The 22,354-nt window shown below is 66.5% G+C and carries 24 protein-coding genes; 8 read left to right on the top strand and 16 right to left on the bottom strand.

Translation table 11 applies throughout. The annotated features are described in order from the left end of the window. On the top strand, positions 1-769 hold a 769-nt coding region (motA, locus tag Q7T84_RS14080), incomplete at its 5' end, for a flagellar motor stator protein MotA (RefSeq protein ID WP_304809995.1). Positions 770-883: 114 nt separating this feature from the next. On the opposite strand, the gene Q7T84_RS14075 is transcribed toward motA, so the two are convergent. Next, a complete protein-coding gene (locus Q7T84_RS14075; RefSeq protein WP_304809992.1) occupies positions 884-1,963 on the bottom strand; it encodes a 5-(carboxyamino)imidazole ribonucleotide synthase in 1,080 nt (359 codons plus the stop codon). Positions 1,964-1,972: 9 nt separating this feature from the next. Continuing rightward, a complete protein-coding gene (gene purE, locus Q7T84_RS14070) occupies positions 1,973-2,464 on the bottom strand; it encodes a 5-(carboxyamino)imidazole ribonucleotide mutase (protein ID WP_304809990.1) in 492 nt (163 codons plus the stop codon). A 122-nt stretch (positions 2,465-2,586) separates the two neighbouring features. Here purE and Q7T84_RS14065 point away from each other — a divergent pair, with 122 nt between their 5' ends. Then, the gene (locus Q7T84_RS14065) at positions 2,587-3,315 is read left to right on the top strand and encodes a GGDEF domain-containing protein (protein WP_304809988.1); all 729 of its coding nucleotides are present in this window, start codon (positions 2,587-2,589) and stop codon (positions 3,313-3,315) included. Positions 3,316-3,343: 28 nt separating this feature from the next. Here Q7T84_RS14065 and Q7T84_RS14060 read toward each other — a convergent pair whose 3' ends face one another. The 3 genes from Q7T84_RS14060 to Q7T84_RS14050 all read right to left on the bottom strand — a co-directional run bounded on the left by Q7T84_RS14060 (position 3,344) and on the right by Q7T84_RS14050 (position 4,690). Beyond that, positions 3,344-3,562 carry a YdcH family protein gene (locus Q7T84_RS14060; protein ID WP_304809986.1) on the bottom strand — a complete coding sequence of 73 codons (219 nt, stop codon included), beginning with the start codon at positions 3,560-3,562 and terminating at the stop codon, positions 3,344-3,346. 80 nt (positions 3,563-3,642) lie between these two features. Beyond that, a complete protein-coding gene (locus tag Q7T84_RS14055) occupies positions 3,643-4,089 on the bottom strand; it encodes a TIGR02444 family protein (RefSeq protein WP_304809984.1) in 447 nt (148 codons plus the stop codon). A 1-nt stretch (position 4,090) separates the two neighbouring features. Beyond that, a complete protein-coding gene (locus tag Q7T84_RS14050) occupies positions 4,091-4,690 on the bottom strand; it encodes a UbiX family flavin prenyltransferase (protein ID WP_304809982.1) in 600 nt (199 codons plus the stop codon). A 129-nt stretch (positions 4,691-4,819) separates the two neighbouring features. Between Q7T84_RS14050 and Q7T84_RS14045 the strand changes: the two genes are divergently transcribed. After that, entirely contained in the window at positions 4,820-4,993 is a 174-nt protein-coding gene (locus Q7T84_RS14045) for a YdcH family protein (RefSeq protein ID WP_304809980.1), read from the top strand. Between the two features lie 146 nt (positions 4,994-5,139). On the opposite strand, the gene Q7T84_RS14040 is transcribed toward Q7T84_RS14045, so the two are convergent. Further along, positions 5,140-5,808 (bottom strand): DUF1013 domain-containing protein, encoded by a 669-nt coding sequence (locus Q7T84_RS14040; protein WP_370653665.1) that lies wholly within the window; start codon positions 5,806-5,808, stop codon positions 5,140-5,142. Between the two features lie 209 nt (positions 5,809-6,017). Here Q7T84_RS14040 and Q7T84_RS14035 point away from each other — a divergent pair, with 209 nt between their 5' ends. Then, entirely contained in the window at positions 6,018-6,362 is a 345-nt protein-coding gene (locus Q7T84_RS14035; protein ID WP_304809978.1) for a hypothetical protein, read from the top strand. Between the two features lie 56 nt (positions 6,363-6,418). After that, on the top strand, positions 6,419-7,159 hold the full coding sequence (locus Q7T84_RS14030; protein ID WP_304809975.1) for a TylF/MycF/NovP-related O-methyltransferase: 741 nt from the start codon (positions 6,419-6,421) through the stop codon (positions 7,157-7,159). A 154-nt stretch (positions 7,160-7,313) separates the two neighbouring features. On the opposite strand, the gene ribB is transcribed toward Q7T84_RS14030, so the two are convergent. From ribB to Q7T84_RS14015, 3 genes are read right to left on the bottom strand one after another with little or no spacing between them, the layout of a single operon-like run. Continuing rightward, complete coding sequence (gene ribB, locus Q7T84_RS14025; protein ID WP_304809973.1) at positions 7,314-8,444, bottom strand: 3,4-dihydroxy-2-butanone-4-phosphate synthase; 1,131 nt, start codon at positions 8,442-8,444, stop codon at positions 7,314-7,316. After that, positions 8,441-9,016, bottom strand: a complete 576-nt coding sequence (locus Q7T84_RS14020) for an NADPH-dependent FMN reductase (RefSeq protein ID WP_304809971.1) — start codon at positions 9,014-9,016, stop codon at positions 8,441-8,443. The genes ribB and Q7T84_RS14020 overlap by 4 nt, the downstream gene beginning before the upstream one ends. Continuing rightward, entirely contained in the window at positions 9,013-10,731 is a 1,719-nt protein-coding gene (locus Q7T84_RS14015; protein ID WP_304809996.1) for a class I adenylate-forming enzyme family protein, read from the bottom strand. The genes Q7T84_RS14020 and Q7T84_RS14015 overlap by 4 nt, the downstream gene beginning before the upstream one ends. Positions 10,732-11,044: 313 nt before the next feature. Here Q7T84_RS14015 and Q7T84_RS14010 point away from each other — a divergent pair, with 313 nt between their 5' ends. Together Q7T84_RS14010 and Q7T84_RS14005 are read left to right on the top strand one after the other, a co-directional pair. Next, positions 11,045-11,758, top strand: a complete 714-nt coding sequence (locus Q7T84_RS14010; protein WP_304809969.1) for a DUF1428 domain-containing protein — start codon at positions 11,045-11,047, stop codon at positions 11,756-11,758. A 14-nt stretch (positions 11,759-11,772) separates the two neighbouring features. Beyond that, positions 11,773-12,138 carry a YciI family protein gene (locus tag Q7T84_RS14005; protein ID WP_304809967.1) on the top strand — a complete coding sequence of 122 codons (366 nt, stop codon included), beginning with the start codon at positions 11,773-11,775 and terminating at the stop codon, positions 12,136-12,138. Positions 12,139-12,192: 54 nt separating this feature from the next. On the opposite strand, the gene Q7T84_RS14000 is transcribed toward Q7T84_RS14005, so the two are convergent. The 3 genes from Q7T84_RS14000 to Q7T84_RS13990 form a co-directional block, all read right to left on the bottom strand. After that, a complete protein-coding gene (locus Q7T84_RS14000; RefSeq protein WP_304809965.1) occupies positions 12,193-13,512 on the bottom strand; it encodes an acyl-CoA dehydrogenase family protein in 1,320 nt (439 codons plus the stop codon). A 190-nt stretch (positions 13,513-13,702) separates the two neighbouring features. Continuing rightward, positions 13,703-15,259, bottom strand: a complete 1,557-nt coding sequence (locus tag Q7T84_RS13995) for an MATE family efflux transporter (RefSeq protein WP_304809963.1) — start codon at positions 15,257-15,259, stop codon at positions 13,703-13,705. A 148-nt stretch (positions 15,260-15,407) separates the two neighbouring features. Further along, positions 15,408-16,814, bottom strand: a complete 1,407-nt coding sequence (locus Q7T84_RS13990) for an amino acid permease (RefSeq protein ID WP_304809961.1) — start codon at positions 16,812-16,814, stop codon at positions 15,408-15,410. Between the two features lie 146 nt (positions 16,815-16,960). Here Q7T84_RS13990 and Q7T84_RS13985 point away from each other — a divergent pair, with 146 nt between their 5' ends. Next, the gene (locus tag Q7T84_RS13985) at positions 16,961-18,706 is read left to right on the top strand and encodes a DUF885 family protein (RefSeq protein WP_304809959.1); all 1,746 of its coding nucleotides are present in this window, start codon (positions 16,961-16,963) and stop codon (positions 18,704-18,706) included. Between the two features lie 8 nt (positions 18,707-18,714). Here Q7T84_RS13985 and Q7T84_RS13980 read toward each other — a convergent pair whose 3' ends face one another. The 4 genes from Q7T84_RS13980 to Q7T84_RS13965 all read right to left on the bottom strand — a co-directional run. Beyond that, on the bottom strand, positions 18,715-19,515 hold the full coding sequence (locus Q7T84_RS13980; protein ID WP_304809957.1) for a class I SAM-dependent methyltransferase: 801 nt from the start codon (positions 19,513-19,515) through the stop codon (positions 18,715-18,717). A 61-nt stretch (positions 19,516-19,576) separates the two neighbouring features. Beyond that, positions 19,577-21,364 carry an ABC transporter ATP-binding protein gene (locus tag Q7T84_RS13975; RefSeq protein ID WP_304809956.1) on the bottom strand — a complete coding sequence of 596 codons (1,788 nt, stop codon included), beginning with the start codon at positions 21,362-21,364 and terminating at the stop codon, positions 19,577-19,579. After that, entirely contained in the window at positions 21,361-21,573 is a 213-nt protein-coding gene (locus Q7T84_RS13970; RefSeq protein ID WP_304809954.1) for a hypothetical protein, read from the bottom strand. The genes Q7T84_RS13975 and Q7T84_RS13970 overlap by 4 nt, the downstream gene beginning before the upstream one ends. Beyond that, a partial coding sequence (locus Q7T84_RS13965) for an ABC transporter ATP-binding protein (RefSeq protein ID WP_304809952.1) occupies positions 21,573-22,354 on the bottom strand: 782 nt, incomplete at its 5' end. The genes Q7T84_RS13965 and Q7T84_RS13970, both read right to left, overlap by 1 nt.

Raw genomic sequence — 22,354 nt, 5'->3', positions numbered from 1 at the left:
CGAGATGATGGCGATCGGCGGCGCGGGCGTCGCAGCCTTCCTGATCGGCAACTCGGTGCCGGTGATCAAGGGCACGCTCTCAGGCTTCGGCAAGGTGTTCGCCGGCCCGAAATGGAAGGCCTCGGACTACCGGGACCTGCTGTCGCTGCTGTTCCTGCTCACCAAGACCATGAAGTCCAAGGGCGTGATCGCCCTGGAAAGCCACATCGAGAATCCCAAGGAGAGCACGATCTTCTCGCGCTACCCGCGGGTGATGAAGGACCACTTCGCCGTCGATTTCATCTGCGACACCCTGCGGATGATGACCATGAACCTCGAGGACCCGCACCAGGTCGAGGACGCCATGGCGACGCAGCTCGAAAAACACCATCATGAAGTGCTGGCTCCGGCCCATGCGCTGCAGAACCTCGCCGACGCCTTGCCGGCGCTGGGCATCGTCGCGGCCGTGCTGGGCGTCATCAAGACCATGGGCTCGATCACCGAGCCGCCGGAAGTCCTGGGCGGCATGATCGGCTCGGCGCTGGTCGGCACCTTCCTCGGCGTGTTCCTGGCCTATGGCCTGGTCGGCCCGATGGCCACGCGCCTCAAGGACGTGGTCGAGGAGGAAGGCTCCTTCTACAAGATCATCCAGTCCGTGCTGGTCGCCCACCTGCACGGCAACGCCGCCCAGATCTCCGTGGAGATCGGCCGTGGCAGCGTGCCCTCGGGCGCGCAACCGAGCTTCCTGGAACTGGAAGAAGCGCTCTCGGCCATTCCCGCCGAGGCCTGAAGCCATCCGTCTAACAACGGCGACGCCCCCTACCCCAGGATTTATCTAGCGAAGTCCCTCTCCCTCGAGAGAGGTTAGGTGAAGGGCGACGCGAAGCGTCGGACGCGCCCCGACCTACAGCGGCCGCAGCCGGTTGACGTGGCCCATCTTACGGCCGGGCTTGGCGTCGCGCTTGCCATAGAGGTGCACGCGAGTTTCCGGCTCGCCGGCCAGCTTGGCCCAGGCGTCGGCCTCCTTGCCCAACAGGTTCAGCATCTCGACCTGCGCGTGGGCGTGGGTCGGGCCCAGCGGCCAACCGGCCACGGCGCGGATATGCTGCTCGAACTGGTCGACCTCGCAGCCGTCCATCGTCCAGTGCCCGGTGTTATGAACCCGCGGCGCGATCTCGTTGACCAACAGCCGGCCGTCGGCCAACTCGAACAGCTCGATGCCGATGACACCGACATAGTCGAGGCCGCTGAGGATCTTCGCGGCGATCCTTTCGGCTTGGTCGGCGGTCTCGCTGGTGACCTTGGCCGGCGCGTAGGTGCGGCGAAGCACGCCCTTCTCATGGTGGTTCTCGGCCAGCGGATACACCGCGATCTCGCCGCCTCGGCCGCGCGCGGCGATCACCGACAGCTCGCGCACGAAATTGGCGGGCGCCTCAAGGATCACCGGCTTGGCGCCGACAGCCTCGAAGGCGACGGGCGCCTCGGCGGCGTGCTCGACCCAGCGCTGGCCCTTGCCGTCATAGCCCTCGCGACGGGTCTTCATCAGCACCGGCGCGCCGAGGCTCGCCATGGCCTCCTGGGCCGCCTGCGCGGTGTCGGCGGCGGCGAAGGCCACCGTGGCGACGCCAGCCTCGTTCAGGAAAGTCTTTTCCGCGACGCGATCCTGGGCGATCGCCAGGGCGCGTGCGCCGGGCGCGACCGCCACGCCGAGCGCGGTCAGGTGCTCGACCGAGGCGGCCGGCACGTTCTCGAACTCGAAGGTGACCACGCGGGCCAGCTTGGCGAGCGCCGCCAGCGCCGTCGGATCATCATAGGCGCCGACCACGGTGTGGGCCGCCACGCGAGTAGCCGGGGCGCCGACCTCGGGTTCAAGAATGGCCACGTCGAAGCCCAGCCGGCCAGCGGCGAGCGCCAGCATGCGGCCAAGCTGCCCGCCGCCGAGAATCCCGATCGTCGAGCCGGGGGGCAGAGGCAGTTTAGGCATGGGGGTCTCTCAGTCCTCGACTGTTTCGGCGACGCTGTCGGTGTGGCGGGCGCGGAACTGCGCCAGACGTTCGGCCAGCGCCTCATCGGAGAGCGCCAGAATTTGGGCGGCGAGAAGGCCGGCGTTCTTCGCGCCCGCCTCGCCGATAGCCAGGGTCGCCACCGGAACGCCGCCGGGCATCTGGACGATGGAGAGCAGGCTGTCCATGCCCTTCAGCGCCCTGGACTCAACCGGCACGCCCAGCACGGGAAGCTCGGTCAGGGAAGCGGTCATGCCCGGGAGATGCGCGGCGCCGCCGGCCCCGGCGATGATCACCTTGAAGCCCGCCGCCTTCGCGCCCTTGGCGAAGGTGTACATCCGGTCAGGCGTGCGGTGGGCCGAGACCACCTTGGCCTCATAGGCCACGCCGAGCGCGTCCAGGCTCTCCGCGGCAGCCTTCATGGTGGGCCAGTCTGAACGACTGCCCATGATGATCGCGACCGGCGGTTTCGTTGCGCTCATTCCGACAAGCCCCTTCGCGGAAAGGCGGGGAGTATAGGCGCCGGCCTTGCGCCCGCAACCAAGGACGTTCAGGATTCTGATCTGACTTGGAAATCTCTGATTCCCATCGGAAAGAAGGCCCCATGAAGATCACCGGCGCCCGTTCCGAACCCTTCGCCTCCATCCGCAAGCGCGCGCCGGGTCAGACCGGGGCTCAGGCGAGCGCGGGCGCGGGATCGCCAGTCGATCAAGCCGCCTTCCTGGGGCTCGGCGAAGCCGACCTGACGCCCGCCGTCCTGGTCGCGATGAAAACCCTGCTGACCGAGGTCGCCGAGTTGCGCGGCGAGGTGTCGCGGCTGAAGGCCCGGCTCGTCGAGGTCGAGGGCTTGGCCGACCGCGACGCGCTCACGCCGTTGCTCAACCGGCGCGCCTTCGTTCGCGAACTGTCGCGCGTCAGGACCTTTTCCCAGCGCTACGGCTCGCCCGCCAGCCTGGTCTATTTCGATGTCGATGGCTTCAAAGGCGTCAATGATCGCTATGGCCACGCCGCCGGCGACGCGTGTCTCCACGCGGTGTCCGACCGCCTGACCTCCAATGTCCGCGAAAGCGACATCGTCGGCCGCATGGGCGGCGACGAGTTCGCGGTCATCCTGGTCCAGACCGATGCGGTCACCGCCGCCGCCAAGGCCGCCGGCCTAGCTGAGGCGATCGGGCGGACGCCGGTCCAGTTCGGCGACGAGAGCGCGTCGCTGCGGGTCTCCTACGGGGTCCGGGATATCTCGGCCGACATGGATCCCGAGGCCCTGATCGCGGACGCCGACGCGGCCATGTTCGCCCGCAAGCGCGAACGGCGCGAGCTCGGCGGAGCGTAAATCCCCCCCACGGGAAGCCTCTAGAGCGTCAGGCGATGATGTCGGGGGTCTGCTGATCCTTTAGGCGCTCGATCTCGTCCTTCAGGACGAGCTTCTTCCGCTTCAGGCGGGCGATGACCATCATGTCGGGCACCGGCGCCACCGCGATAGCCTGGACCGCGACGTCCAGATCGAAGTGTTCCTGCATCAGGATACGCAACCGGGAGCCAAGCGTGGCCTCGGGATCATCCCTCTCGTCGTCGTTCATACGCTTACCGCCCCGGAGCCCATGAGAAGGACCCTAAACCCAAAGAAACAACCTGATCATGCCACGCTCTGGCGCATGGTCTAGCTCAGCGCACCCGCCAGGCGAGCCAGGGCGTCGTCCGGCGCGCGAACACCCCAGGCGCGCGAGGCGGCCTGCAAGGCGGTCAGGGCCGGGGTCCCGCCGCGGCGATCCTCGGTCAAGGCCTCGAGCGTTTCCATCAGCACCCGCTCGGCGCGGAGCTCCACCGACTTAACATCCTCGCGCAACCCCTCGCGCCCGCCGTCGTCGATGGCGGGAAAGCCCGCCTTCAGGGTCCTGCGAACCTCGCGGATCGGCTTCAGGACGCGGGCGTCCCAGGTTTTGCCGGCGCTGGCCGCCTGGGCCAGCACCGCGGCGTCCGGCCCCTCGGCCCAAACCGCCCAGAGGAGGAATGAGGTGTTCAGGTCGTGCTCGTCCTGCAGGGCCAGGCAGGCCTCGGGGACGCCAGGCCGGGCATAGGCCTCAAGCGTCCAGTCCCAGAGCGACATGTCAGGCGTCTCCCGTCAGCGGGCCGATATCCTGGCCCCAGCGTTTCACCGGTCGCCAGGAGAGACCGAACAGATCGAGGGCGCGGCCGACCGATTGATCGACCATTTCCTCCAGCGTCTGCGGCTTGGTGTAGAAGGCCGGCAGCGGCGGAGCGATGATGGCTCCCATCTCGGCCAGCCGGACCATGGTGCGCAAATGGCCCAGGTGGAGCGGCGTCTCGCGAACCATCAGCACCAACGGTCGGCGCTCCTTGAGCGTCACGTCGGCGGCGCGGGTGAGCAGGGACGAGGTCACTCCGGTGGCGATCTCGCTCATGGTCCGAACCGAACAGGGCGCGATGATCATCCCCAGGGTCGGAAACGAACCCGACGCCACCGCGGCGCCGACGTCGCCGACCTTGTGGATCACATCTGCGCGCGCCTGAGCCTGGGCCAGCGACAGGGTGGTCTCCTGGGCGAGCGTCAAGGCGGCCGCCTTCGAGAAGATCAAATGGCTCTCGACGCCGAGCTCGCGGCAGGCGTCCAGAACCCGCAGGCCATAGGCCACGCCGCTAGCGCCGGAGATGCCGACGACCAAGCGCTGCCGCTCAGGTTTGGTCATGCCTTTGGATCTCCACCGCAGGTTTCAAGGCCCCGACGGCCTGCGTCGGACTGCAAACATATGTGATCTGACAGGCCAGACCAGCGGGTGTTCACTCGGGGGGTAGGTTCAACAAGGAGATGACACGTCATGGCCGTTGAAGCCCGTATCCGAGAACTTGGATCGCGCCATCAAAAACTCGAAACCGCGATTCAGGAGGAGACGAAGAGGCCGGCCTCAGACGCTATCAAGTTAAGGGAGATGAAGCTCCAAAAGCTCAAGCTCAAGGAAGAGATCGAAGCCCTGGGCGCGCGAGCGCACTAGGCCCAAGGCTCTTCCTTGTCCGCGGGAGGGGCCGGACGCCAGGCGACCCTGATCGACCGTCTCCATGGTCCCCGGGGGCGGTCGCCAGGGCCGCCTGAGCGTTCAAGCCAGGGAAGGGCCGCGCCCTTCCCCAGCTTCAACGCCTCTTAGTCTTCGTCGTCGCCGTCTTCGTCATCATAGTGCGGCTCTTCGGCTTCGTGGACCGGAGCCGGGGCCGGGGCGGAAGCCGACGCGGAGGCCGATTCCAAGGTCGGGCCGTCCACGATGCCGCGCTTGGCGTCGTCCTTGGCCTTCTTCTCAGCGGCCTTCTTCACCACCGCGTCCAGTTCCATCTGGGTCGAGAGACCCAGCGTCACCGGATCGACCGGCTTGATCTGGGCTGAGTTCCAGTGCGTGCGGGTCCGCACCTGGTCAATGGTGGCCTTGGTGGTTCCCAGCAGGCGAGCGATCTGACTGTCGGCCACTTCGGGGTGGTTGCGGATGAACCAGGCGATGGCGTCCGGACGATCCTGGCGACGCGACACCGGCGTGTAGCGCGGCGCTTTCTTCACGGGCTTCAGCAGCTCGGCGTGACGGCTTTTCTGAGCGGTCATCCGGTACTTCGGATTGCCCTGCGCCCGGTCCAGCTCCTCACGCGAGAGCTGACCGTTGGCGATCGGGTCGGCGCCGCGGATGTCGCGCGCCACTTCCCCATCGGCGATGCCTTTCACTTCCAGCGGATGCAGGCCGCAGAAGTCCGCGACCTGGTCGAAGGTCAGCGAGGTATTGTCGACCAACCAGACGGCGGTCGCCTTCGGCATCAGGATGTCGGTCATGACGGTCTTCCCCAAAATGACGGCGCCCGGCCTTTCGGCCGGGCGGTGCAATGAAGCAGCCTGTCATATAGGCGGGTTCAGCGCCCAAGAAAACGACAATCCTCGGCATGGCCGTGCGGCAAACCCCATCAGGCCGATGTTCGCGCGAGACAATTGCCACGGACGTGCCAAAGTCATTCCAACAAGAACCCCTTGGGAGGGCTTCAGGAATGATGGGCGCGATCCTTCCGATCGCCGCCGCGGCCATGCTGGCGGCGTGCGCGACAACACCAACGGTCACGGCCTCGGCCAGGCCTCAGGGGCCTGACTACAGCAACCTGTCTTGTAGCCAGTTGACGGCCGAACTCGCCCTCACCCATCGCGCCTATATCTCGGCGAGCAAGCGTGAACGCCAGCCGCGCGAGGGCCAGACCGCCCAGGCATTCCTCTTCCCCGCCTCGCTCGGCGCCGCCCCGTCGGCGGCCAGCGCCCGGCTGCTCGCCCGACTCGAGGACCTTAAGCGCGCCTCGCGGGCCAAACGCTGTTCCAGCATGTCGAAGACCGCCACGGCGTAGCTTCGTTCATTGAACTTCGATTGCCATGAATCGCGCGCGCCCATAGCAACATAGCCATGGCCCGCATCGAACTTCCCAACATCGGCACCCCCGACACCATCATTGGCGGGCGATCAGCCCGCGACGGCTACCAGCGAGGGTGGGGGCTGATGCATGCCGGCTTGGCTGAGCAGGTCGCCGCCGACCGGCTCTACCAGGCCGCGGTCGAGGCCAGCGGCGGTTGGTCGCTGATGGTCGAGGCCAAGCGGATGAACCTGTTCCTCATCCTCACCCTGTTCGCCGACCGCCTGGAGGGCCGCGACGTCATCGAGTTCGGCTCGTTCCGAGGCGGCAACGCCCTGTTCATGGCTCATGTGATGAAGGCCTTGCACCCGAAGGCCAAGGTCTACGCCTGCGACACCTATGCCGGCATGCCGGTGACGGACGCCGCGCGCGACCTGCACGGCGCCGGCGACTTCGCGGAGGCCTCCTACGAGGCCCTGGCCAAGCGGCGCGACAAGCTTAAGCTCAAGAACCTGGAGATCGTGAAGGGCCTGTTCCAGGACACCTTCCCGGCCATCGCCCGCAAACAGCCGAAGTTCGGCTTGGCTCACATCGACTGCGATATCTATTCCGGGGTGAAATACGCCCAGGACGAGGTCTGGCCGTTCATGGCGAAGGGCGGCTACGTCGTCTACGATGACGCCGACGCGCCCTCCTGCATCGGCGCCACCGAGGCCGTCGAACAACTGGTCATGGAGCGCCGACTGCACTCCGAGCAGGTCTGGCCCCACTGGGTGTTCCGGGCGGGACTTTAGGCGCGCGGCCGCCGCTCCCCCATTCCGGTCGTCATGGCCGGCCTCTTGTGCCGGCCATCCATAGACTCCGAGGTCGGCGATTTTACCGGGACGGTCCGTGCGTATGGATCCCCGGGACAAGCCCGGGGATGACGAACTTGAGGGCCGGAGAAACCTACGCGTCGAGCGGACGGCGCCCGACGATCCGCAGGCCGTAGCCGCCCGAACCTGGCAGGACGGTGGCGCTGTTGGAGAGCAACTCCATGTCGCGCACCCCGAGATCCAGCAGGATCTGAGCGCCGACGCCGTAATCACGCAGCACGTTCGCACCATGATCGACGCCAGGCTCGGCGCCGTAACGCTCCGACAGCCAGGCGGGGTTGGAGTCGCGGATGAACACCGCCACGCCGGCGCCGTCGTAGTCGGCGATGGCCTGCAGCGCCTTGGGCACATAGTCCCGACGGCTTTCCTTGTGGCCCAGCATGTCGGCGGCGAAATCGACGCGATGCATGCGCACCAGGGTCGGCTTGTCGGCGTCGATCTTGCCCTTGGTCAGGACAACGTGCTCGGTCTTGTCGAGAATGTTGCGATAGATGAGCATCCGGAAGCGACCGCCATAGGCGCTGTCGAACGGCGTCTCCAGCACACGCTCCACCTGACGCTCGGTGCGGCGGCGATAGGCGATCAAGTCGGCGATGGTGCCGATCTTGAGGCCGTGCAATTGGGCGAAGGCGACCAGGTCCGGCAGCCGGGCCATCGACCCGTCGTCCTTCATGATCTCGCAGATCACGCCGGCCGGATTCAGGCCCGCCATGCGGCTGATATCGACCGCTGCCTCGGTGTGGCCCGCGCGGACCAACACGCCGCCATCCTTGGCGACCAGCGGGAAGACGTGGCCGGGCGAGACGATCTCGTCGGCGCCCTTGGTCGGGTCGACGGCGACGGCGATAGTATGGGCGCGGTCATGGGCCGAGATGCCGGTCGTCACACCCTCGCGCGCCTCGACCGACACGGTGAAGGCCGTGCCGTGACCGGACTGGTTGTCGATGGCCATCGGCGGCAGGCGCAGGGCGCGGGCGCGCTCGGCGGTGATCGACAGGCAGATCAGGCCGCGCGCATGCTTGGCCATGAAGTTGATCTGGTCGGGCGTGGCGAACTGGGCGGGGATGATGACATCGCCCTCGTTCTCACGATCCTCGGCGTCGACCAGGATGTAGGGCCGCCCATTGCGGGCGTCCTCGATGATGTCCTCGATCGGCGAGATAGCCGACTCGTTGGCGGGGGATACCAGGTTGGGGGCGGTCATATGCGGGCCTTCATCTTGGCGAAGTCCAGGACCTGCTCGCCGACGGTGCTAAGTTGCCAGGCGTCCTTGGCCTCGTTGCAGGCGCCGGCGGCGTCGAACAAGGGGGACGTCGAGTTGAGGGCGGCGCCGAACGGCGTCGGCCAGCCCCGCAGCGCATGTATGATCGAGCGCAGCGTTGTCAAAGTGGTGCCGGCGGCCTGCCAGCCGTCGGCGGTGATGATGCAGCCGACCGCGCGGTCGGTCAGGTAGGGCCGCTCGTCCGTGCGCAGCACCTCCAGCGTATCGAGCGCGTTCTTGATCACCCCGGAGATCGAGCCGTGATAGCCCGGGCTGGCGACGATCACGCCGTCGGCTTGGCGCACGGTGTCGGCCAGCAGCTTCTGCTCATCGGTCTGGTCGGCGTTGGCCGGATTGAAGATCGGCAGATGGCTCAGGAAGTCCCCGCCCAGCAAGCGGGTCTCCCCACCTCCGGCCTCGACGGTCCGCAGGGCGCATTGCAAGGCGCACTCGCTGGAGGATCCTGGACGGGTGGTGCCGCCGATGCCGACGATCAGCGGCTTACGCACAGTCATGCCTCACCCTCGAACACCTTCTTCAGCTCCGTCTTCACGATCTTGCCGTTAGCGTTTCGCGGCAGGGTTTCAGGCCAGAAGACAACCTTCACCGGAACCTTGAACACCGCCAGCCGCTCGCGAACGAAGGCTTTCAGTTCCGCCTCGTCGGCCGTGCCGCCCGGCTTCAGGTGAACCACAGCGGCCGGTTCCTCGCCCAGCGTCTTGTGCGGGATGCCGACCAGGGCGGCGTCCATCACGTCTGGGTGGTCGTACAGCACATTCTCCACCTCGACGCAGTAGATGTTTTCGCCGCCGCGGATCAGCATGTCCTTGGCTCGGTCGACGATGAATAGGAAACCCTCGTCGTCCAGGCGCGCCAAGTCGCCGGTGCGCAGCCAGCCCTCGACGAAGGTCTCAGCCGTCGCCTCGGGCTTGTTCCAATAGCCCTTCACCACCTGCGGCCCCTTGACCCACAGCTCGCCGACCACGCCCGCCGCCAGCACGCTCTTGCCGTCGGCCGGGTCGCGGATCTGCATCTCGCCGACCGGTGCGGCCGGGCCGGCGCTATCAGGCCGGTTCTCGTAATCCTTGCCCAGGTGCGAGGTGAAGGTGGCGGTGGTCTCGGTCATGCCCCAGCCGTTGCCGGGCTGGGAGGCCGGGAAAACCTCGACGATCTTGCGCACCAATTCCGGCGCCGAGGGCGCGCCGCCATAGGACACCGCCATCAGGCTGGACAGGTCGTACTTGTCGCGGGCTGGATGCTCGATCAGCTGCCAGGCGATGGTCGGCACGCCGCCGGTGGAATTGACTTTTTCACGCTCAATCAAGGCCATCGCCGGCTCGGTGTCCCAGCGACGCATCAGCACGATCTTGCCGCCCGCGTTCATGGCCGGCGACAGGTTGGCGCTCAGCCCCGTGGCGTGGAACATCGGCACCACCAGCAGGTTCACCCGCTGCGGCAGCTTGTGGGGATCGGATTCCGGCAGCGGCTGGCCGGCGCGCAGGAAGTTCCGCGTAGCCGAGATGCCGCTGGCCATGATGTTCGAGGTCATGTTGCGATGGGTGCCGAGCGCGCCCTTCGGCTTACCCGTCGTGCCCGAGGTGTAAAGGATGGTGGCGTCGTCCTCGGGCTCCAACGGCAGGTCGGGCAGCGGCTGGTCGGCCAACATGCCCCAATCGTTGACCTTGCCGATCACGTCCTCCAGACGCCGTACCTTGGGGTCGGTCGGACCTTCGCCCAGGCGCGGGACATAGACCTTTTCCAAGGCCGGCAGGGCGTCGAACGAGGCGGCGATCCGCTCCAACCGCTCGTCGTCGACGATGGCGATCTTGGTCCCGGAATCGGCCAGGCCGTACTCCAGTTCCGGCCCGGTCCACCAGGCGTTCAGCGGCGTGACGATCGCCCCGGCCAGGATCCCGGCCCAGAACGCCACCGGCCACTCGGGGATGTTGCGCATGACCACGGCGACGCGGTCGCCCTTCTTCACGCCATCGGCCTGCAGTTGGCGGGCGAGCGTGATGGTCGCCCGGGCGAAGGCCTCGAAGGTGGCGCGGTCGTTCTCGTAAACCAGGAACTCGCGATCCTTGAAGGTGCGCCCGTTCAGGAAGATGTCCCGCAGAGTGGCCGGCGCGTTCTTCCAGGTCCGGGTCGTGACGCCACGGATGTCCTTTTCCTCAATCTCGAAGCGTTGGCCCGGCGCGGTCAGTTGCGCATGGGCCTGGGCCAGCGACATCACCGGCCAAGTGGCGGCTGCAGGGGGAGGCGTCTGGGTCTGCACGTCGGTCACGCAATGTCCTCGAGAATGAAACAGCTAAAAATGCAGAGAAGGAGCATCCAAAAACGGAGGCCACGCACACTAGCGTCAGGCCTCCCGGCCGGTACACCCTTGGTTTCAGATTGAGCCGGCCCGATCGTGCACTCGGCGGCGTCGTGGTCAAAAAAATCCCCGCCAATGTCGAAACCGAACGTCGTCGAACGACCAGTCGCATTCACGGCGGGTTCGAGGAACACTCGCCAAGACAGCTCAGACCGAGAGGAAAGACGCCATGGCCTATGTGCAAGGGTTCGTCGCCGCCGTCCCCGCCGCGAACAAGGAAGCCTATCGCCAGCATGCCGCCGACGCCGCGGCGCTGTTCAAGGAATTCGGCGTGACCAGGATGGTGGAAGCCTGGGGCGACGACGTCCCCGACGGCCAAGTCACCGACTTCAAGGGGGCGGTGAAGGCCGAGCCCCACGAGGTCATCGTGTTCGCCTGGCACGAATATCCTGACAAGAGCGCCGCCGAGGCCGCCTTTGAGAATGTGACCCGCGACCCGCGTATGCAGGAGATAGGCGCGAACATGCCGTTCGACGCCCAACGCATGATCTATGGCGGCTTCATCCCAATCATCGAGGCCGGCGCCAGTGGGAGAGCGGGCTATATCGATGGCTCACTTCTCGCGGTTCCGGAGGCCAACAAGGACGCCTACCGCGACCTGACCACCCTTCAGGCGGCGATCCTGATCGAGCATGGCGCGAACCGCGTCGTCGACGGCTGGGGCGAGGATGTCCCGGACGGCAAGATCACCGACTTCAAGGCCGCGGTGAAGGCGACGAGTGATGAAACCGTGGTCTTCAGTTGGATCGAATGGCCGTCGAAAACGGTCCGCGACCAAGCCTGGCGGAAGGTGTTCGCCGATCCCCGTATGCACTCTCCCAACACGCCCTACGACACCAAGCGCTGGGTCCACGGCGGCTTCGCCCCCATCCTCGACGCCTGAGACAAGGAGCCTTCATGCGCTACGCCTGCCTCATCTATTACGATCCGCAGACACTGTTCGGCGGCAGCCCGGAGGCCGACAGCGTCCTGGCCGAATGCTCGACCTATGACGAGGTCCTGACGGCCAGCGGCCACTTCGTCGCCGGCGAGGCCCTGACCATGCCCAACGAGGCCAAGACCGTGCGGATGCGCGGCGGAAAAATATCGACCGTCGATGGGCCGTTCATGGAGACCAAGGAGATGCTGGGCGGCTTCATCATCATCGAGGCGCGCGACCTTAGTGAAGCCGTTCAGGTCGCCGCCGGTATCCCGCAAGCCCGGATCGGCACGATCGAGGTTCGGCCCATCGTGGACTTCAGCCAACCGCGTCCGGAACTGTAGCCAAGCCGCTCCGAGACGCGCCCGGATAATGGGCGCGCCTCGGGGCGAACGCATTCAGGCGTCGGTCTTGGTGCGAGCCTTATAGGCTTCCTTCAGTTCACCGAGCTCCTTGGCGTACTTTTCTTCCGAAGCCTCCCGCAGGCGCGGGATGTGGTAGCTGGGGAAGAGGTCGTTGTCGGGCCGGTAGTCCTTCAGAACCTGCTTGGCGACCGTGACCTTGTGGACCTCGGTCGGACCATCGGCGATGCCCATCACCAGCGAGCTGGTGACCATGTGCATAAAGGGCATTTCGTTGGAGACGCCCAGCGCGCCGTGCAGGTGAGCAGCCTTGGTCGCGATGTCATTATAGACCTTGGGCATGGCGACCTTGATGGCCGCGATATCCTTGCGCACCAGGTTGTAGTCCTTGTGCTTGTCGATCAGCCAGGCGGTGCGCAGCACCAGCAGGCGGAACTGCTCCAGCGCGATCCAGGAGTCAGCGATCTGCTCCTGCACCATCTGCAGATCGGCCAGCTTGCCATCGCGGGTGGTGCGCGACACCGCGCGGCGGCACATCAGGTCGAGCGCGTGCTTGCAGGCGCCGACCGTGCGCATGGCGTGGTGGACCCGGCCGCCGCCCAGACGGACCTGCGCGATCACGAAGGCCGCGCCGCGCTCACCCAGCAGGGCGTCATAGGGGACGCGCACGTTGGTGTAGCGGACATAGCCCTCGCTGCCGCTGCCGATCTCGCCGCTGCCGACGCCGACATTGCGGACGATCTCGACGCCGGGGGTGTCGGTGGGGATCAGGAAGATCGAGGTCCGTCGATACTGGTCCTTGGCGTCCGGATCGGTGATCGCATAGAGCACCAGAACCTTGGAATAGCGGGCGTTGGTCGAGAACCACTTCTCGCCGTTGATCACCCACTCATTGCCGTCCAACACCGCGCGGGTCTTGAAGGTCAGCGGGTCGGAGCCGCCGGTCGGCTCGGACATCGAGAAGGCCGAGCGGATGTCGCCGTTGAGCAGCGGCCAGAGATACTGCTCCTTCTGCTTGTCGGTGCCGTAGTGGGCGATGATCTCGGCGTTGCCGGTGTCGGGCGCCTGGCAGCCAAAGACCGTGGGGGCCAGGCCGTTGCGGCCGAGCTTCTCGTTCATCAGGCCGAGCTTGAGCTGGCCGAACCCTTGGCCGCCGAGTTCCGGGCCGAGGTGGCAGGCCCACAGACCCTGGTCCTTCACCTTTTGCTGCAGCGGCTTGATGAACTTCTCGCGGCCGAGCGGGCCATGCACCGCCATGCCGAGGTGCGAGAGGGGTTCGACCTCCTCGCGCATGAAGTCCTCGATCCAGTCGAGCTTCTTCTGGAATTCTGGATCCGTTTCGAAATCCCAAGCCATCTAGCGTCTCCCATATGCCCGCCTCGCGCAGGCGATTTTCAAAAAGTCGGTATGGCGGATCGCGCCGCCTTAGCAAAAAATGGCGTCCGGACAGCCCCTTAGGGCGCCGGCCTGGCCACCATTATCAAACGCTTGTTTGCGTGACGCAACGGCGCCCAAGCGTTGCAGCGCAAGTTTTCTACGATCGGCCCTACTGGGCGGGCGCCCTGACCGGCTCGCCACGGTCCTGGGCGCGCGCCGTTTCATCCAGCACCTCGCTCTCCTCGGCCAGCATGGGAGCGCCAAGGCCGGTGTCGGGCGCCGATCCATGCGGCAGCCCCTTCATCAGCTGGGCCTTGCGCCAGCCTCCCCAGCGATAATAGCCCGCCGCCAGGATCAGCGAGATGATCGAGCCCAGCGGGAAGCTCCACCAGATCGCATCCTGGCCCAGATAGGGTTCCAGGAACTGGGCGAACGGGATCCGCACGAACCACATCGAGACCAGCAGCCCGATCAGCGGCGGCCAAACCGCCCCCGTCGCCCGGATGATGCCGTTCAGCACGAAGGCCATGCCGAACGGGATGAAGCCCCACAGCACATAGGCGTTGATGTGCATGGCGATCGGGGTGGATGGGCTGGACGCCGGCAAGAACAGCATCAGCACCCAAGGCTCGACCAGGTAGATCAGCAATACGGGTATGCCGGTCATCACCACGGCGATCAGAACCCCCTGCTTGGCGATCTCGCTGACCCGGTCCATCTTGCCCGCCCCGACGTTCTGGGCGGCCATGGAGGACACCGCCGCGCCCAGCGCCATGGCCGGCATCTGGATGTAGGTCCAGAGTTGGATCGCCGCGCCATAGCCGGCCGCCGTCTCCGAGCCATAGGCGTTGACGAAGCGGATCATCACCACCGCCGCGCCGGAGATGACCAGCATCTGCAGGGCCATCGGGAAGCCCTTCACCACCAGGGTCCGGATGATCTCCCACTGCGGAACAAGCATCCGCCACTCGCTGCGCTTGAGGATCAAGACGCTGTCGGTGCGGTAGAGATAGACGATCATCGCCGCCAGGGTGACCGTCTGGCTGATCAGGGTGGCAGCCGCCGAGCCGGCGATCCCCAGCGTGGGGAATGGCCCCACCCCGATGATCAGCAGCGGGTTCAGGATCACATCCATACCCACCGCGAAAACCGAGAACCAGAACGGCGTCTTGGAGTCGCCCGCCCCACGCTGCGCCATCATGACGAACGAGAAGAAGTACATGAAAGGCATCGCGAGGAAGATCACCCGCAGATAGATGATCGCATCCCGCGTCGCGTCGGGCGGGGTCTGCATGATCTTCAGCACCGCCGGTGTCAGCAGATAGCCCGCCACCCCGACCGCCAGGGACAGGAACAGGAAGAAGGTCGTCGCCGAGCCGACAACCCGCTTGACCATGGCCAGGTCCTTGCCGCCCACCGATTGGGAGATCAGCAGGTTGGCCGCCATGCTGATGCCGAACACCGCGCCCAGCATCAGGAAGAAGATGTTGTTGGCGTTGACCGTGGCGGTCAGCGCCGCCTCGCCCAGCACATGGCTGACCCAGATGGCGTTCGCCGATCCGTTCAACGACTGCAAGATGTTGGAGCCGAGCACCGGCATGGCGAAGACGATCAGGGTCTTGGCGATCGGTCCGACCGTCAGGTCCTGCATCCCCGCGCGGGGGCCAGGCCCTCCAGGAGGCCCGCTCATACGGCCGGCCACGGCCTCTTTCGGCGTCGAACTCACAATCGCTCCCCAAGGCGCGATAATGCGCGCCAGCCCACACCCGGCTTCGCCCTTGAATACGGGCAAGGCTCTTACTTGGCACGATCGCCAGGGGAGTAGGCGACGCAGACTCTAGGCCCGGCGCCCGGGGCTGTCATCCAGGAAGCCGCTAGGCGTTCGCCAGCCGGCTCTTCACCCGTCCGTACAGCAGATAGACCACCACCCCGGCCGCGTTCCAGATCAGGAAATTGACGATCGTCGAGACCGGAAGGGTCGAGAACAGATAGAGGCAGCCGACCACCGCCATCGGCCCGACCAGCCACCACAACGGCGTCCGGAACGGGCGCGGCAGCCCCGGCGAGCGGCGGCGCAGCACCATCATCGCGACCGCCGTGGCGATGAAGGCCAGCAAGGTCCCGGCGTTGGCAAGGGCCGCGATCTCGCCCAGCGGCAGCAGGCCCGCGATCACCGCGGCGACCAGGCCAGTCAAGATGACGACCGGGGCCGGAACGCCGCGCGCCCCGACCGCCGCCAGCCGGCGCGGCAACAGGCCATCGCGCGCCATGGCGAAGAAGATCCGGCTCTGGCCGAACATGAAGACCATGATCACGGTCGGCAGAGCCACGACCGCGGCCCCGGCGACAATGGCGGCGACCTGCGGGTGGCCGAGGCCCCGCAGGATGAACGCCAGCGGCTCGGGGCTGGCCGAGAACACCTCGAACGGCGAGGCGCCCAGGGCGGCGGCCGCGACGATCATGTAGATGGCGGTGCACGCGATCATCGAGCCGATGATTCCGATGGTCAGGTCGCGGCCAGGATCCTTGGCCTCCTCGGCCGCCGTCGAGATCGCGTCGAACCCGTAGAAGGCGAAAAAGATAATCCCCGCCGCCGCGGCCACCCCTCGCTTGACCCCATCCGGTCCGATCTGCGCCCCGAACCCGAACGGCGCGAAGGGATGGAAGTGCTCAGGATTGAAACTCGGCAGGGTGAGGGCCACGAAGGCGCTGAGCGCCGCCAGCTTCACCAACACCAGGATGAAATTGACCGTCGCGCTTTCCCGCGTACCGACCAACAGCAGGCAGGTGACCGCAAGGGTGATGAAGACGGCGGGCAGGTTGACGATCCCGCCCGCGTGGGGACCGGCCAAGAGCTCCGCCGGCATGTTCCAGCCCGCCTGCTGCATTAATCCGCCAGCATAGCCCGACCAGCCGACCGCGACGGTGGAACAGACGACAGTGTATTCGAGGATCAGGCTCCAGCCGACCACCCAGGCGATCAGCTCACCCATGCCGACATAGGAATAGGCGTAGGCGCTGCCGGCCTGCGGCATCAGGGTCGACATCTCGGCGTAGCAGAGCGCGGCGAAGGCGCAGACCGCCCCGGCCAGGGCGAACGAGAGAATGACGCCCGGACCGGCCAACCCGGCCGCCACCCCGGTGAGGGTGTAGATGCCTGTGCCGATGATGGCGCCGACGCCCAGCGCCATCAGGTGCGGCCAGCCCAGCGTGCGGATCAGACTGTGTTCGCCATGACTTGGAGGGGGCTCGACCGGCTTGCGGCGCGTCACGAAGCTCATCGAATTCCCCCGACAATGCAGATCGGCGCGACGGATGGAACACGGTGATTCTTCGCGGGCCGCCGCGAGACGTTAGCCGAATTTACCCTTGGCGCCAGAACGGCGGGGCGCCAGCTTGGCTGTCCCATAGTGCAGGTGGACTGATCATGCGGCTGGCGTCTCTCGCCATCATCCTGGCCCTGACCGCGACGCCCGCGCTCGCCGACGATGCGGCGCTCAATACGCTGATCATCGACTATCAGGCCTTCAGCCTGGGTGAGGACCCGATCCTGGCGAGCAGCCAAGGTGACCGCCCCTCTCTGTCGCGCCTGCCCGACCCGAGCCTGGAGGCCGATGTCGCCCGCTTCCAGCGGCTGAAGGAACTGCAAAAGCAGCTCGCAGCGATCGCGCCGTCCGAGCTGTCGGCCGAGGGCGAGCTGAACCGCGAGTTCCTACATTGGACCCTTGAGCGCCGCCTCCAGCGACTGGCCTTCGACGAAGCACGGATGCCGTTCAGCTCCGATGACGGCTTTGATGGGACCATGAGCTATCTGGCCTCTTCGACGCAGATGCGGACGTTCAGCGACGGTCAGGCTTGGATTGATCGCCTGAACGCGGTCCCGGCCTATTATCGCGCTGAGATCGACAACGCTCGCCGCGGCGTCAAGACCGGCTTCACCCAGCCCCGCGCCACCAGCGAGCAGGTGCTAGCCCGCGCCAAGGCCCAGGCGGCCGCGCCACTCGATAGCGACCCGATGCTAGCCCCGCTGGACAGGCTGCCGGCCTCCATCCCCCAGGAAGAACGGGACGCCTTGCGCGACGAGGCGCTGGGCATCGTCCGAGACAAGATCCGCCCCGCCCAGGCGCAGTTCGTGACTTTCCTGGAAACCGAGTATCTGCCAGCCAGCCGCCCGGAGCTTGGCGCGAGAACCCTGCCAGGCGGCGAGCGCTACTATGCCTGGCTGGTCCAGGACCATACGACGACCAAGCTGACGCCCGACCAGATCCATCAGAACGGCCTGGATGAGGTCGCCCGGATCCGCGGCGAGATGGACGGCGTGATCGCCGAGAGCGGCTTCAAGGGCGATTTCGCCGCGTTCCAGGCCTTCCTACGCTCCGATCCACAATTCTATGCGACCTCGCGCGAGGAGTTGCTGGAGAAGGCCTCGGAGATCGCCAAGCGTATAGACGACCAATTGCCAGGCTGGTTCGCCACCTTGCCGCGCCTGACCTATGGCGTGCGCCCGGTGCCAGCAGACCTCGAGGCCGACTACACCACCGGCCGCTACTTCCCTGGCAACCCGCGGCTGGGGATCGCCGGCGGCTACATGGTCAACACCTACAAGCTCGACCAGCGCGGGCTCTACGAACTGCCGGCCCTGACGCTGCATGAGGCCGTGCCCGGCCACCACCTACAGATCGCGCTCGGCCAGGAAGCACAGGGGGTGCCGATGTTCCGCCGCGAGGCCGACGTCAGCGCCTTCATCGAGGGCTGGGGTCTCTATGCCGAGAAGCTGGGCGGCGAGATGGGCATCTATCGCAACGCCTATGAGCGGTTCGGCCGGCTGTCCTACGAGATGTGGCGCGCCTGCCGGCTGGTCGCCGACACCGGCGTCCACTGGCAGGGCTGGACTCTCGACCAAGCCCGCGCCTGTTTTACCGACAACACCGCGCTGTCCCCGCTGAACATCGAGGTCGAGCTGGCGCGCTATGTCTCCTGGCCAGGTCAGGCCCTGGCCTACAAGACCGGCGAGATGAAGATCGTGGCCCTGCGCGAAAAGGCGCGCGCCGAGCTGGGCGACAAGTTCGATATCCGCCGCTTCCACGACGCGGTGCTGCTGCACGGTCCAATGCCACTGGACATGCTGGAACGCCGCATCGACGCCTGGATCGCGACCGAGAAGGCCGGCTGAGCTTGGGGTTACGCCTTTGGCGTCATCACCAGCCACGGCGTGGCTTGGAGCCGAAACTCCCAGACCGCCAGCAGCTGGTCCAGATGGCTTGCGCCTTTCAGGAAGCCCGGCAACGGCAAGGTCTTGGGCTGAGGGTCGAGTCGCACAATGTCGTGGGTGGGCGAAAACCGTTCGATCAGCCGATCCAACACGCCAGGGCGGTAAACGTCGTGCGTCTCGACGATCAACGGCATCTGCGCCAGTGACGGCGAGAGGTCGGGGCGCAACAGATCGTCTTCGGCGCCCTCGATGTCGATCATCACCAGGCAACGCCGGTCCTTGAACGCCTCGAAGCCCTCGGGCTTGAATTCCTCGCCGATGATCACTCGATCGGCGACGCCGTTCATGGCGGCCATTTCGGCGCAGGCGGCACGCGCCTTGGCCTGGATGTCGTAGGCGTAGACCGTCGCCCGCGGCATCAACCGCGCCAGCCCGACCGCGTAGTAGCCCTCGGCGCAGCCGACATCGATCACGCAGTCGATGTCCTGTTTCACGAAGGCGTCGATGTGCGGATGCAGTTCGGATTCGTAGGTGCCGATCAAGCGGGCGGTTATCGCACCCTCAGTCGCCGTGGCCAGATAGTCCATGCCGGCGAAAGGCCCCTGCATGATCTTCGCGCCATGATGGCGGACATAGGCTTCGCCGATGGCCCGCGAGCGCCAGATGGCCAACACCCGCAGGACCTCGTTCAACTGCCGGGGATCAGCGAGCGGTGGATCGCGGTCCAACCGTCGGCGGAGCCACTGAACCACCTGTTCCACATAGGTCATGCTCTTCCCCCAGGGCCGCCGCAGGCCCCGGGGGTTTCTAGCATCGTTCCTCGGCCCGCCGTCAAACGGAGCCTTCGCTCACCGCGTGCAGGCGCGCATAGGCCCCGCCCTTGTCGATCAGTTCGCGATGGCGGCCCTCCTCGACCACTCGGCCCTCGTCGAAGACCAGGATGCGGTCGGCGCCGCGGATGGTCGACAGCCGGTGGGCGATGACGATGGTCGTGCGCCCCACCATCAACTCCTCCATCGCCGCCTGCACCTTACGTTCAGTCTCGACGTCGAGCGAGGAGGTCGCCTCGTCCAGCACCAGGATAGGAGCATCGGCCAGGAAGGCCCGGGCGATAGCCACCCGTTGGCGCTCGCCGCCCGACAGCTTCACACCGCGCTCGCCGACCAGGGTGTCGTAGCCGAGCGGCAGTTTGGCGATGAAGTCGTGAGCCCGCGCCCGCTTGGCGGCGAGCGCGATCTCCTCGTCCGTGGCGTTGGGCCGCGCGTAGCTGATGTTCTCGGCGATGGTGCGGTGGAACAGCGCCGGGTCCTGCGGCACCACCGCGATGGCCCGGCGCAGCGCCCCCTGATTGACGCTGGCGACGTCCTGGCCGTCGATCAGGATCTGGCCGCCCTGCAGGTCGTAGAGCCGCTGGATCAGCTTGACGAAGGTGGACTTGCCCGCCCCCGTCGGCCCGACCAACGCCACCCGCTCGCCCGGCGCGATGCGCAGGGAGAAGTCGCGATAGAGCGGCTCGTCGGCCGACTGGTAGCGGAAGGTCGCGCGGTCGAAGATGATCTCGCCGAGTTCCCCGGCGAAGGCCGGGGCGTTCGGCGCGTCCATCACCTGGGCGTCGGTCTGCGCAAAGCGAGCGACGTCCTCGACGTCGTCCAGGCCCTTTTGCATCATGCGGATGTTCTCGCCGATGTTTCGCAGATAGCCGCTCATCAGCATGAACGAGGTGATGACGAAGGCCACGTCCCCCGCCGTCGCCTCGCCCCGCGCCCAGAGCCGCAGCAACAAGCCCGTCAGGCCAGCCTGCAACACCACCAGCAGCAGGTTGTGCCACAGCCAGACATTGATGAACCGGGTCCAGGTGTTGAGGGTCAGTCGCCGCCAGAGCGCGGTGATGCCGCCGATCCGTTCTTCCTCGCGCTGCTCGCCGCCGAACGCCTTCACGGTCGGGTTCGAGGACAGGGAGTCTGCCAGCGCCCCGCCGATCCGGCTATCGAGCGCGACCGACTTCAGGTTCGCCGGCCGCACATATTTCGCGGTCAGGATCAGGTTGGAAGCGACGTAGAGCACCACCACCGTCAGCGAGAACAGGCCCACGGTCGGCCAGCGGGCGATCATCACGCCCGAAAGCCCGAACAGCACCAGCAGGGCCGGCCCCAGCCAAAGGATCACCGCATCGGAGACCATGTCGTAGCCCCACATCGCGCGGCTGAGGCGACGCACCGTAGAGCCGGCGAAGGTGTCGGCATGCCAGTCTGACGAGAACGACTGCACGCGCTTGAAGCCTTCGTCAGTCATCTCCTGCATGTTCGCCGCCGCCAGCGGGTTCCAGAACCGGAAGCTGATGTTGCGGATGATCGCAAAGGCCAGATAGACCCCGACGAACGCCGCCCAGGCGCTCCAGGCGAGTTCCTGGCTGGCCGGGCCAGCAGCCACCGCATCGACCAGTTTCCCAGCCGCCCAGGGCAAGGCCAGGTCGAACCCGACAGACAGCAGGGTCAGCAGGATGCAGGCGGCAAGCAGCCACGGCCGCCGCAGCCAGAACGAGGCGATGAAGGCCAGAACCTTCCCGTTGGAGAGGACCCGCTTCTGTTGGTCCTCGGTGTCTTCGTAATGCTCGGTCACGGAACGGCTTCCCTGGCTTGGATCACAAATTCGACGCGCGTCGCGTTTCGCTTGCCCACCACAAGCTCGTCATGGCCGACCACTTGTGTCGGCCATCCATAGACACCGCGCCCGCTGACTTCTTCGGACAGCCCCGCGTCCATGGATCGCCGGGACAAGAGCCCGCCGATGACGATGCGGGCGGGAAGGGTCAAGGCAAACAAACTCATCAGCCCAACCCCTCCGTCACCGCGTGCAGCCGGGCGTAGGCTCCGCCCATGTCGATGAGGTCCTTGTGGCGGCCCTCCTCGACGATCCGGCCCTGATCGAAGACCAAAATCCGGTCGGCGCCGCGAATGGTCGACAGCCGGTGGGCGATGACCACCGTGGTGCGGCCGACCATCAGCTCCTCCATGGCTTCCTGCACTTGGCGCTCGGTCTCCACATCCAGCGACGAGGTGGCTTCGTCCAGCACCAGGATTGGCGCGTCGGCGAGGAAGGCCCGCGCGATGGCCACCCGCTGGCGCTCGCCGCCCGACAGCTTCACCCCACGCTCGCCGACCGGCGTCTCGTAGCCGTTCGGCAGACGGCAGATGAAGTCGTGGGCTCGCGCCCGCTTGGCCGCCAAGATCACTTCGTCCGGCGTCGCGTCTGGCCGGGCGTAGCTGATGTTCTCGGCGATGGAACGGTGGAACAGGGCCGGGTCCTGCGGCACCACGGCGATCGCCCGCCGCAGACTCGCCTGGCTGACCCTAGAGATGTCTTGGCCGTCGATCAGGATCCGGCCGCCCTGCAAGTCGTAGAGCCGCTGGATCAGCTTGACGAAGGTGGACTTGCCCGCCCCCGTCGGGCCGACCAGCGCCACCCGCTCGCCTGGCGCCACCACCAGGGTGAAGCCGTCATAGAGCGGCCGCGGCGGGTTGGCGTAGCCGAACACCACACGGTCGAAGACCACCTCGCCCAGTTCGCCGCGGAAGTGTTCGGCGCCCGGTGCGTCGGCGAGCTGCGGGT

The organism is Phenylobacterium sp. (genome assembly GCF_030654915.1).
GTDB lineage: Bacteria > Pseudomonadota > Alphaproteobacteria > Caulobacterales > Caulobacteraceae > Phenylobacterium.
Note: the sequence above shows the minus strand (reverse complement) of the source record. Positions and strands in the feature narration are given on the sequence as shown.

Bases quoted from the DNA above. Each gene is read 5' to 3' on its own strand.
- Q7T84_RS14040 (WP_370653665.1), bottom strand. From the start codon at position 5,808: ATGACCGACATCCTGATGCCGAAGGCGACCGCCGTCTGGTTGGTCGAC.
- Q7T84_RS13980 (WP_304809957.1), bottom strand. From the start codon at position 19,515: ATGACCTATGTGGAACAGGTGGTTCAGTGGCTCCGCCGACGGTTGGAC.
- Q7T84_RS14050 (WP_304809982.1), bottom strand. From the start codon at position 4,690: ATGACCAAACCTGAGCGGCAGCGCTTGGTCGTCGGCATCTCCGGCGCT.
- Q7T84_RS14075 (WP_304809992.1), bottom strand. From the start codon at position 1,963: ATGCCTAAACTGCCTCTGCCCCCCGGCTCGACGATCGGGATTCTCGGC.
- Q7T84_RS14020 (WP_304809971.1), bottom strand. From the start codon at position 9,016: ATGACTGTGCGTAAGCCGCTGATCGTCGGCATCGGCGGCACCACCCGT.
- Q7T84_RS13985 (WP_304809959.1), top strand. From the start codon at position 16,961: ATGCGGCTGGCGTCTCTCGCCATCATCCTGGCCCTGACCGCGACGCCC.
- Q7T84_RS14000 (WP_304809965.1), bottom strand. From the start codon at position 13,512: ATGGCTTGGGATTTCGAAACGGATCCAGAATTCCAGAAGAAGCTCGAC.
- Q7T84_RS14065 (WP_304809988.1), top strand. From the start codon at position 2,587: ATGAAGATCACCGGCGCCCGTTCCGAACCCTTCGCCTCCATCCGCAAG.
- Q7T84_RS14060 (WP_304809986.1), bottom strand. From the start codon at position 3,562: ATGAACGACGACGAGAGGGATGATCCCGAGGCCACGCTTGGCTCCCGG.
- Q7T84_RS14010 (WP_304809969.1), top strand. From the start codon at position 11,045: ATGGCCTATGTGCAAGGGTTCGTCGCCGCCGTCCCCGCCGCGAACAAG.
- purE (WP_304809990.1), bottom strand. From the start codon at position 2,464: ATGAGCGCAACGAAACCGCCGGTCGCGATCATCATGGGCAGTCGTTCA.
- ribB (WP_304809973.1), bottom strand. From the start codon at position 8,444: ATGACCGCCCCCAACCTGGTATCCCCCGCCAACGAGTCGGCTATCTCG.
- Q7T84_RS14005 (WP_304809967.1), top strand. From the start codon at position 11,773: ATGCGCTACGCCTGCCTCATCTATTACGATCCGCAGACACTGTTCGGC.
- Q7T84_RS13990 (WP_304809961.1), bottom strand. From the start codon at position 16,814: ATGAGCTTCGTGACGCGCCGCAAGCCGGTCGAGCCCCCTCCAAGTCAT.
- Q7T84_RS13970 (WP_304809954.1), bottom strand. From the start codon at position 21,573: ATGAGTTTGTTTGCCTTGACCCTTCCCGCCCGCATCGTCATCGGCGGG.
- Q7T84_RS14055 (WP_304809984.1), bottom strand. From the start codon at position 4,089: ATGTCGCTCTGGGACTGGACGCTTGAGGCCTATGCCCGGCCTGGCGTC.
- Q7T84_RS14015 (WP_304809996.1), bottom strand. From the start codon at position 10,731: ATGTCGCTGGCCCAGGCCCATGCGCAACTGACCGCGCCGGGCCAACGC.
- Q7T84_RS14030 (WP_304809975.1), top strand. From the start codon at position 6,419: ATGGCCCGCATCGAACTTCCCAACATCGGCACCCCCGACACCATCATT.
- Q7T84_RS14035 (WP_304809978.1), top strand. From the start codon at position 6,018: ATGATGGGCGCGATCCTTCCGATCGCCGCCGCGGCCATGCTGGCGGCG.
- Q7T84_RS14045 (WP_304809980.1), top strand. From the start codon at position 4,820: ATGGCCGTTGAAGCCCGTATCCGAGAACTTGGATCGCGCCATCAAAAA.